General features: G+C 59.7%; 4 protein-coding genes. 1 reads left to right on the forward strand and 3 read right to left on the reverse strand.

Annotated features, from left to right (window positions below; translation table 11 throughout):
• Window positions 1-101 precede the first annotated feature (101 nt).
• Window positions 102-473, forward strand: coding sequence for a HesB/IscA family protein (locus NW829_RS10705; RefSeq protein WP_238376723.1), 372 nt, complete (start codon window positions 102-104; stop codon window positions 471-473).
• Window positions 474-508: 35 nt separating this feature from the next.
• On the opposite strand, the gene NW829_RS10710 is transcribed toward NW829_RS10705, so the two are convergent.
• The 3 genes from NW829_RS10710 to NW829_RS10720 all read right to left on the reverse strand — a co-directional run bounded on the left by NW829_RS10710 (window position 509) and on the right by NW829_RS10720 (window position 9,129).
• Window positions 509-1,741, reverse strand: coding sequence for a response regulator (locus NW829_RS10710; RefSeq protein ID WP_414413629.1), 1,233 nt, complete (start codon window positions 1,739-1,741; stop codon window positions 509-511).
• Between the two features lie 34 nt (window positions 1,742-1,775).
• Window positions 1,776-6,098 carry a PAS domain S-box protein gene (locus NW829_RS10715; protein ID WP_414417051.1) on the reverse strand — a complete coding sequence of 1,441 codons (4,323 nt, stop codon included), beginning with the start codon at window positions 6,096-6,098 and terminating at the stop codon, window positions 1,776-1,778.
• A 241-nt stretch (window positions 6,099-6,339) separates the two neighbouring features.
• Window positions 6,340-9,129: a cation-translocating P-type ATPase gene (locus NW829_RS10720; RefSeq protein WP_414417052.1), complete on the reverse strand. Its 2,790-nt coding sequence runs from the start codon at window positions 9,127-9,129 to the stop codon at window positions 6,340-6,342.
• Between the last annotated feature and the right edge of the window lie 127 nt (window positions 9,130-9,256).

Raw genomic sequence — 9,256 nt, forward strand, 5'->3', positions numbered from 1 at the left:
TTATACATTATTTTCAGTATAGTTGAGCTTATTATTGACTAGAGTCATGCTCTCGCTGGCCGAGAAAAAACCCTTGATAGGATGGGGAGTAGAACGTACCCTTGAGCCTTCTCGTCATGATCACCCTGACCGATAGCGCCATCCAAGAGTTGAAGCGCCTGCGCAGCAAGTACGAAAAAGAGGGATCCCAGCCCATCCTGCGTCTGGGGGTCAAGCCGAGCGGCTGCTCTGGCCTCTCTTATGTGATGAACTTCGAGTCTCAGGCCAACCCTGACGATCATACCTTCGACTTTGGGGATATCCAGGTGGCAGTGGATCCCTTGAGCATGACCTTGATCAGCGGCACCACCGTCGATTTTTCCGAGGATCTGCTGGGGGGCGGTTTCCGCTTCAGGAACCCCAATGCAATAGCTAGCTGTGGGTGTGGCACCTCCTTTGCCACTGCTGAGACTGCTGCTGTCGTTGGTCACTAAAGTCTCAATCGCTGCCTCCCACCCGCCTTTGGGCGTCAACGGTTGGAGGGCTCTAGGCTGGGCAGCCAAAGGACAAACCAAGTCCATCCCTTCTGGCTGGTGACCCGGATTTGGCCCTGCAGATACTCCACCCACTGCTTCACCAAGGCCAGTCCAAGGCCGCTGCCCGGCTGCGCCCAGGGATCCTCAGAAGGCACACGGTAAAAGCGTTCGAAAAGGTGGGGCAGGTGTTCAGGCTCGATTTGGGCGGTATTGCCGACTCTTAACTCAACCCCACCGGGAAAGGCTTGCACCTCCAAGCGGAGGGTTCCGCCCGGCTGGGTAAACTTGCAGGCATTTTCCAGCAGTTCCTTCAGGATCAGGGTTAGCCGCTGCGGGTAGCTGTAGAGCACTGCCGGGAATGAGGTCAGCTCTGCCATCTCCAGCTTCAGTTGCCGGGCTTGAGCCCGTTCTCGCACCCCGTCGAGCAGGCTTGTGCAAAGGCTGTGGAGATCGATGGTGGCAGCCGCAGAGCCCAACTCCTTGGCTTCCAGGCCCTGCAGATCCAGCAACTTGTTGATCAGCTCAATTTCAGCCTGACACTCTTCCAAAGCGATGCGGTGGTATTGGCGCTGCTTCTCGTCTAGAGGGGAGCGGCCCAATAGCTCCAGGGCCAGCTTGATCTTGGTGAGGGGGGTGCGCAGCTCGTGGGAAACGCTGGCCAGAAAGCTATCCTTAAGGCGGTTGAGCTGCTGCAAGTCCTGTACCTGGCAGGCCAGCTGGGCGGTACGTTCCTGCACTTTGGCTTCTAGGGCTTGGTTAAGTTCCCGCAGGTGGCGTTGGGCTTGGCTGGCCTGGATCAGGTGGCGGATGCGCCGCTTCAAAACCGACCAGCGAATGGGTTTGGAAATGTAATCGCTGGCCCCGGCAGCAAAGGCTTCATCCACGCAGGACTCATCTTCCAGCGCCGTGACGATGAGGATGGGCAGATCCGAGTTTTGAGCATGGAGGCGGCGACAGCACTCAAACCCATCCACATCCGGCATGACCGCATCCAGCAAGACCATATCCACTGGGTGTTGAGCGGCTAGCTGCAGACAGACTTCGCCGCTGCTGGCTTCCAGGACTTGGTAGCCTTCTCGCTCAAGGGCGTAGCGAACCAAGAGTCGCTGGCTGGGCTCATCGTCCGCGATCAACAACAACGGCTTCTTTTCAGGAGAGGGGGATCCCGCCTGGGCCTCAGGAACCGCCGGCGAGCTGGCCGGAGGGTGGGGATTAGGCCTCAGCATAGGCATTGAGAGGAGAGGGAGAAAGGCTCTGCACTCAGAGACTGAGGATAACTTGCCGATATGCCACCTCCAGCTTCTGCAGGGCTTGCTCTATAGTATCCCATTTTACAGAACTGGCTGGCTCGGCATGGGCCAGCTTTTCCAACTGCTGACACAGCTCGGCCAGACGTTTGGCGCCCAGGGTGCTGCTGCCGCCTTTGAGGCGGTGGGCCAACCGAGCAATGGCTTGGGGATCCCGCTGCTCTAGGGCCTGCCGCAGGGATCCCAATAGAGCTTCGCTGTCCTGCCGGTAGGTTTGGATCATCTCCTGCCAGGCTTCTGGAGAGCTGAAGACTGCCCGCATCTGGGCGAGGATAACGGGGTCGAGGGGCGGATCCTCTTCTTGGCTGGCCGGCTTGGGAAGGGGAGGGGATCCCTGAAGAACCCGGACTAGGGCGGCTGGCTCCAAGGGTTTGGTGAGGTAGCCATCTACCCCAGCAGCTTGGGCAGCAGCACGGCCTTCCGAAAACACATTGGCCGTGAGGACAACAATGCGAGGCTGGCGCTCAGGAGGCAGTTCAGCGCGGATGCGACGGGTGGCCGCAAGACCATCCAGCTCCGGCATTTGCATATCCATCAACACCAGATCGTAGGGTCGCAGGCGCAGAGCTTGGACGGCTTCCAGACCGTTGCCGACTATGTCGGGCCGGTAGCCCAATCGCTCCAGCATGAGGCGAATCACCTTCTGGTTAACCGGGTTATCCTCTGCCACCAGGATCTGAAGCGGGTAGCGGCTGGCCAGGGTCGCGTCCCAAATGGAGGGAGGAGCGGCGGGAGAGGAAGATAAGGAGGAAGGAGCTTTTTCTCCCACAAGCCCCAGCAGCAGCTTCCGCAGTTGGGAGGCTTTGACCGGCTTGGCCAAAGTGGGGAGAGGGTCTGCTGTGGAGATGAAGTTGCGCCCCGTCAGCACTAGCGGTAACAGGCGGGGTTGCGCTGTCTGCAGGTCAGCCGCCAGGGTCAAGCCATCCCGGTCTGGCAGGGTGGCATCCAGAAGGGCCAGGTCAAAAGGACGAGTTCTAACTGCAGCCTGGGCTTCTGCCGCCAAGGCACAACAGGTTACCTCCATGCCCCAAGCGCTCAGCAGTCGGGATAGCAACTGCCGTTGACTGGCGTTGTCTTCCACCAGCAAAACCCGCTTGCCGGCCAAGCACGGATCCGGTGCGGCGGTTGGCAACAGCTCCTGGTCTGGCCTCTTTAGGGGGATGCGAAAGCGAAAAGTGGATCCCTGGCCTGGCTGACTTTCCACCCCGATTGCTCCCCCCATGAGCTGGCAGAGACGCTGGCTGATGGCCAAGCCCAGGCCGGTGCCCCCAAACTGGCGGCTGATGGAGCTATCCACCTGGCTGAAGGGCTTGAAGAGGCGATCCAATTTTTCGGGGGGAATGCCAATGCCGGTATCTTGCACCTGAACGCTTACCCACTGCTTTTCGGGATCCCTCTCCCCGGCCTCGACGGTCACCACCACCTCTCCCTGGGGGGTGAACTTGATGGCGTTGCTGAGCAGATTGGCCAGGATTTGGCGCAGCCGGTTGGGATCCCCTATCAAGGTTGGCGGCAGGTTGGGATCCACCCAAGCCACCAGTTCCAGATCCTTGCTCTGGGCTTGGGCTGCCATCAGATCCAGCAGCTCCTCCACCAACTGCGGCAAGGAAAAGGGTATTTCCTCCAGTTCCAGTTTTTGGGACTCGATCTTGGAGAAATCGAGGATGTCGTTGATTAGGTTCAGCAGCACCTCGCCTCCATAGCGGATGGTCTGTACCCAATCCTGCTGCTGCGGATCCAAGGAGGTGTCCAGGAGTAGACTGGTCATCCCCAAAATGGCGTTGATGGGGGTGCGGATCTCATGGCTGATGGTGGCCAGGAACTCGCTCTTGGCCCGGCTGGCGGCTTCGGCAGCTTCCTTAGCTGCTTTCATCTGCTCTTCTGCCAGCTTGGCTAGGGTGATATCCCGCCCGGCGGCGTAGATCAGGGATCCGGCCAAAGAGGCTCGCCACTCGATGAAACGATAGCTGCCGTCCTGGGTGCGGTAGCGGTTGACAAAGTGATCCAGCTGTTCTTCTTCGATAAGCTGCTGCATGGCCGCCTGCGTGGCGGGGAGGTCGTCCGGATGAACCCACTCCAAAAACGGTCGGCTCTGGAGCTCCTGCAGGGAATAGCCCAGGGTGGTCTCCCAGGCGCGGTTGAGACGGCGAAAGTACCCTTGGGCATCGGCAATGCAGAGCAAATCCAGAGCCACCGAGAAAAACTGCTCCAGCTCCGCTTCTGCCGACTTGCGGGCAGTGATGTCCACCGCGGTAAACACCCAACACGGGATCCCGCGCAAGACAACGGGCTGCACAAACACGTCTTCCCAGACAACTCGGCCATCCTGCCGCTGCCATTGCCACTCAAAGCGGGCGGATCCCTGCTGGCGGGCTTGCTCCAAGTAGGACTGCAGCGAGAACTCCCCGCCCCGAAGAGCCTGGCGATAGGGAGACTGCTCCAAAGTGTCGAAGGCCCGCAGCTCCTCCAAACTGGAGAAGCCATAGGCCGCAATGGCCTGGGAGTTGGCCTCCAGGATCTCGCCGGTCTCGGCATGGCGGATGAGGATGGCCACAGCGGCATTCTCAAACAGCGCCCGGAACTTCTGCTCGCTTTCCTGGACGGCCTGCTGGGATCGCACCCTGTCGGTTACATCGCGGACGATCACCACCACCTCTTGGGCGTTGAGGGGCACAATGCGCACCTCTTCGTGGCGGGTCTCCCCTTCAATCTCGATGCTTTGGTCGTAGCGCTGCCGCGTCTGGGTAGCTATAGCCTGCTGAACAAAGAAAAGCCGCCGCTCGGCCAATTCCGGTGGCAAAAGCTCCTGCAGGGATCGGCCCACGTAGGTGTCGGGTGAGCCATAGGGAAGAACCTCGCCCCCCGAGACAAAGCTCAAGCAAATGCCCTGGCTATCAAGGCGGAAGATCAAGTCGGGAATGGCTTCTAGAATGGCTCGCTGCAGCTGTCCAGCAGCCTTCAGGGCCAGCTCCGCCTGCTTGGCTTCTGTAATATCCCGCACGATTGCCAGGACTTCCTGGCTGTTGAGAGGGACAATGCGGGCCTCTTCGTAGCGTACCTCCCCTTGAACTTCAATGCTGTACTCGTAGCGCTGTTGGGTTTGGGTGGCCAGAGCTTGCTGAACATAGAAAAGCCGCTGCTCTGCCAGCTCCAGCGGCAGAATTTCCCGGGGGGATCGGCCCAAGTGCTGCTCGGCTGGAGTGTAGAGATGGATATCGCCGCCGGAAATAAAACTCAGGCAGATGCCCTGGCTATTCAGGCGAAGGATGAGGTCGGGGATGGCTTGGAGAATGGCCCGCTGGGTGGCTTCCATTTCTCTAAGGGCCAACTCCGCCTGTTTCCGCTCGGTGATATCTCGCACCAGGATGTAAACTTTGTCTCTCCCGTGAGCGACAACGCAGGCTCTCCGATAGCAGCGGATCCCCGGCTCAATCTCAACTTCGTACTCTAGGTACTGCGGCGTCTGGCTGACCAAGGCCCCCTCCGCCAGAGATGGATACTGCTCTTTCAGCGAGCCAGTAAACACGTCTTGGGCGCGGCAACCCACGTAAAACTCAGGCGGATGTCGGGTGGGAACGTAAGGGGAAGGCTTGCAATGAAGAATGACTCCCTCGGCGCTGAGCTCAAAAATCAAGTCGGGAATGGCCTCGTAGAGGGCGCGGTAGCGAGACTCGCTTTCCTGTAGAGCCCGCTCCATCTTGACCCGCTCGCTGATGTCGCGGCTGGTGATGAGGATCCCATCGCCCACCGGCACCACTTGGTGATGGATCCAACTGGCCTTCAAGCCCGGCTGCCCCGAAATGGGGAACTCCTCTTCCAGAGGAATGCCGGTTTCCACCACTCGCTTGTATTTCTCAAAAAAGCCCCCCCAGCGGTTGATGGGCAGCAGCTCGCACAGCCGCTGGCCGATGATCTGCCGGCGCTGGAGGGAAATGAGCTCTTCCCCCTTGGCGTTGACATCCACAAAGACAAAGTCGCGGATCTCGCGGGTAACGGGATCCCGCACCGCCTCCAACAGATAAATGGCATCCAAGCTGGCTTCCAAGGCTGCCCGAAAACGAGCCTCTGGGCTGGGGGTGCCTCTAGGAGGTTGGAAGGGAAATCTTCGAGAAAGGGATCCCAGGATCCCTCTGAAGACAGAAAGCGGCTGACTTTCCCCCAGGCTGACGCCAAGCAGCAGGAGAGCCAAGAAGAGGGATCCCAGCAGCCAAAAGGCAAGGCCAGAGGGATCCACCAGGCCCACCGTTTTCCCTACCGCCCATAGCTCTCTGTGCATAGAACCCAGAGATTCCTGCCCCCTTTCCACAGTATCCCAGCAAGTCTTTCCAGCTTATCTTGGAGGTCAAAAGGGGAAGCTCAGCTAACTTGCGGAAATGGCCTCTATGCAATGGGCAGGATTCCTCAAGAGTGGCTTTTTGGGGAAATGAGTCTTGGCTCAAAGCTTTGTTTCTGGGTGCAGTAGGGAGAGAGACTCTTTATTGTGAAGATGCTTTATTGTGAAAAATAATTGTGAAGATTCAGCGGGATCCCTTGCGCCAGCGGCAATAGAGTTTTTCCAACTCCACCCAAACCATGACCACGGTGCTGAAACCCAGGCAGATTAAAAGTTCAGTACGGCTTAGCTCCTCTGTTCCAAAAAAGCTGCGCAAGAAAGGCACATAGAGCAGAGCCAATTGCAAGAGCAGAGTGGTCAGGACCGCGCCCAGCAGGTAGGGGTTGGAAAAAGGGTTGGTCTCGATGGTGAGCTTCTCGTTGGAGCGCACGGCCAGCGCATGGCCCATCTGGGCGATACACAGGGTGGTGAAGACCATTGTGCGCCAGTGGGGGATGTAGGCTTCCACAATGGCCATCATGAGGATTGTGGAGATGGCAAAAACCACGCCGATGCGCACCATGTAGGCTCCCAGCCCCTGGGCGAAGATGCTCTCTTTGGGGTTGAAGGGGGGGCGCTGCATCACCCCTGGCTCCGCCGGTTCCAAAGCCAAGGCCAGAGCGGGCAGGCCATCGGTCACCAAGTTCATCCACAAGATCTGTAGGGGTGTCAGCGGCACATCCCCCAAGCCCAGGATGGGGGCAGCAGCCACTGTCAGCACCTCACCGATGTTGCTGCCCAAAATGTACTTCACAAAGCGGCGGATGTTGCTGTAGACCACTCGCCCTTCTTCAATGGCTGCCACGATGGTGGCGAAGTTGTCGTCCAGCAGCACCATATCGCTGGCCTCTTTGCTCACATCGGTGCCCGTGATGCCCATGGCGATGCCAATATCCGCTTGGCGCAGGGCAGGGGCGTCGTTGACCCCATCCCCGGTCATGGCCACGAACTCGTTTTGCTTTTGCAAGGCCTGGACAATGCGCAGCTTGTGTTCGGGGGCGACGCGGGCATAGACCCTGACGGTTTGTACCGTTTGCAGCAGCTCCTCGAAACTCAAGCGGGAGAGGGTACGCCCGTCAATCGCCTGATCCTCCGACTCGAGAATGCCCAGCTGGCGGGCAATGGCAACAGCTGTCAGTTGGTGGTCGCCGGTAATCATCAACGTGCGGATCCCGGCTTCTCGGCAGCGGGCCACGGCCTCTCGCGCCTCTGGTCGCGGAGCATCGTGCATCCCCACCAAGCCCAGCCAAACCAGGTTGTGCTCCACCTCTTCCCCGTTGTCCGGGATCCGCTCTAGCCTCTGGGTGGCTACCCCCAGAACCCGGATACCTTGGGCGGCCAGGCGGTTATTGGTGCCGAGGATGGCTTGGCGATCTGTTTCCGACAGTTCCTGCCAAGTTCCCCCTTTCTGGATACGATCACACCGCTCTAGCACCAGCTCTGGGGATCCCTTGATGTAGACGCAATAGCCGCCGTTTTCCTGGATCACCACGCTCATGCGCTTGCGTTCTGAGCTGAAGGGGAGCTCCTGCACCCGTGGGTAGCGCTCCTGTAAAGAGCCTTTGTGGAGGTTGGCCTTGGCGGCTGCCACCAGCAGGGCGGCCTCGGTGGGATCCCCCAGGATGGACCAGGTGGGCGTTGAAGGGGGGGAAGAAACTGCAGACCGAGGGTTACGCCCGGCAACAGGTTGGAGACTGGCCTGCAACAGGGCATCGTTGCAGAACACCACGGCCCGCAAGATGGCCTGCAGATCCGGGGCGCTCCCGGGATCTATGGGCTGGCCGCCGCAGTAGAAGGAGCCCTTGGGGATGTAACCGGTGCCGCTGACGTGGTAATGGCGGTCGGGGGTAATGATGTCGGTCACCACCATTTTGTTTTCCGTGAGGGTGCCGGTTTTGTCGGAGCAGATGGTGGTCACGGATCCCAGGGTTTCCACTGCCGGCAGGCGGCGGATGAGGGCATGGCGGCGCACCATGCGTTGGGTGCCAATAGCCAGGGTGACAGTGATAACCGCGGGCAGCCCCTCTGGTACCACGGCCACGGCCATGCTCAAGGAGGTTTCCAGAAGCGAGGTGAAAGGGGCCATACTCCTGGCTTGCAGCAGCCCTATCCCCACCACCAGGGCCACCAAAGCCAGGGATCCCGACACCAGCACATTGCCCAGTTGGCTCATGCGCCGCTGCAGGGGAGTGGGCTCGTTTTCCACCGTTTGTAGCAGCTTCGCCACCTTGCCCAGCTCCGTGTTCATGCCGGTGGCAGTAACCAAGAGGATCCCTCGCCCCTGAATCACTTCGGTGCCCATGAAGGCCATGTTGCGCCGTTCCCCCAGCTCGATGTCCGGCGGGAGTACGCAATCTGCCTGTTTGGTTACAGGGGTGGCTTCTCCGGTCAAAGCTGCTTCCCGCACCTGCAGGTTCACGGCCTCGGCCAAGCGCCCATCGGCTGGGATCTGCACCCCCGCCTCCAGCAGCACGCGATCCCCCGGCACCAGTTGGCTGGCTGGAACTTCTTGCCACAGGCCATCCCGCTCCACCCGCACAGTAGGGGAGGCCAGTTTTTTCAGGGCCGCCAGCGCTTTTTCCGCCCGACTTTCTTGCAAATAGCCCAGGCCACCGTTAAGGCCAACGATCAACAAAATGGCCAGGGCATCTTTGGGAAACTCGCCTTCTTGCAAGTCCAAAGTGGCTGAGATCGCCGCTACGGCGATCAGCATCAGCAGCATGACGTTGCGGAATTGATCCAGCAGGACTTGCCAGGAGCTACGGCCAGAGGAGGTGATCAGCTCATTGGGGCCATACTCCCGCTGCCTCTGGATCACCTGCTGAGTGGTGAGGCCGCGATCGGGATCGGTCTGCAACTTCTGGATGGCAGCGGCGAGGGTGAGGCTATGCCAGGCAGGAACAGAAGCAAGGGGGGATCCATCCGGTGGGATCATCGCGACCACTCGAGGGTTCTTGCCGCATTTTGACATACTCCCCGCCCTCGAGGGGGAGGATTCTTGTCATCTCCCCAGTTGTTCGGGCCATAGCTCTTCTGGCGCCAGCGGCTGGGATCATCTTCAG

Origin of the sequence: Synechococcus sp. R55.8 (assembly GCF_047461895.1) — a bacterium.
Classification (GTDB): domain Bacteria; phylum Cyanobacteriota; class Cyanobacteriia; order Thermostichales; family Thermostichaceae; genus Thermostichus.

Bases quoted from the DNA above. Each gene is read 5' to 3' on its own strand.
- NW829_RS10710 (WP_414413629.1), bottom strand. From the start codon at position 1,741: ATGCTGAGGCCTAATCCCCACCCTCCGGCCAGCTCGCCGGCGGTTCCT.
- NW829_RS10715 (WP_414417051.1), bottom strand. From the start codon at position 6,098: ATGCACAGAGAGCTATGGGCGGTAGGGAAAACGGTGGGCCTGGTGGAT.
- NW829_RS10720 (WP_414417052.1), bottom strand. From the start codon at position 9,129: ATGATCCCACCGGATGGATCCCCCCTTGCTTCTGTTCCTGCCTGGCAT.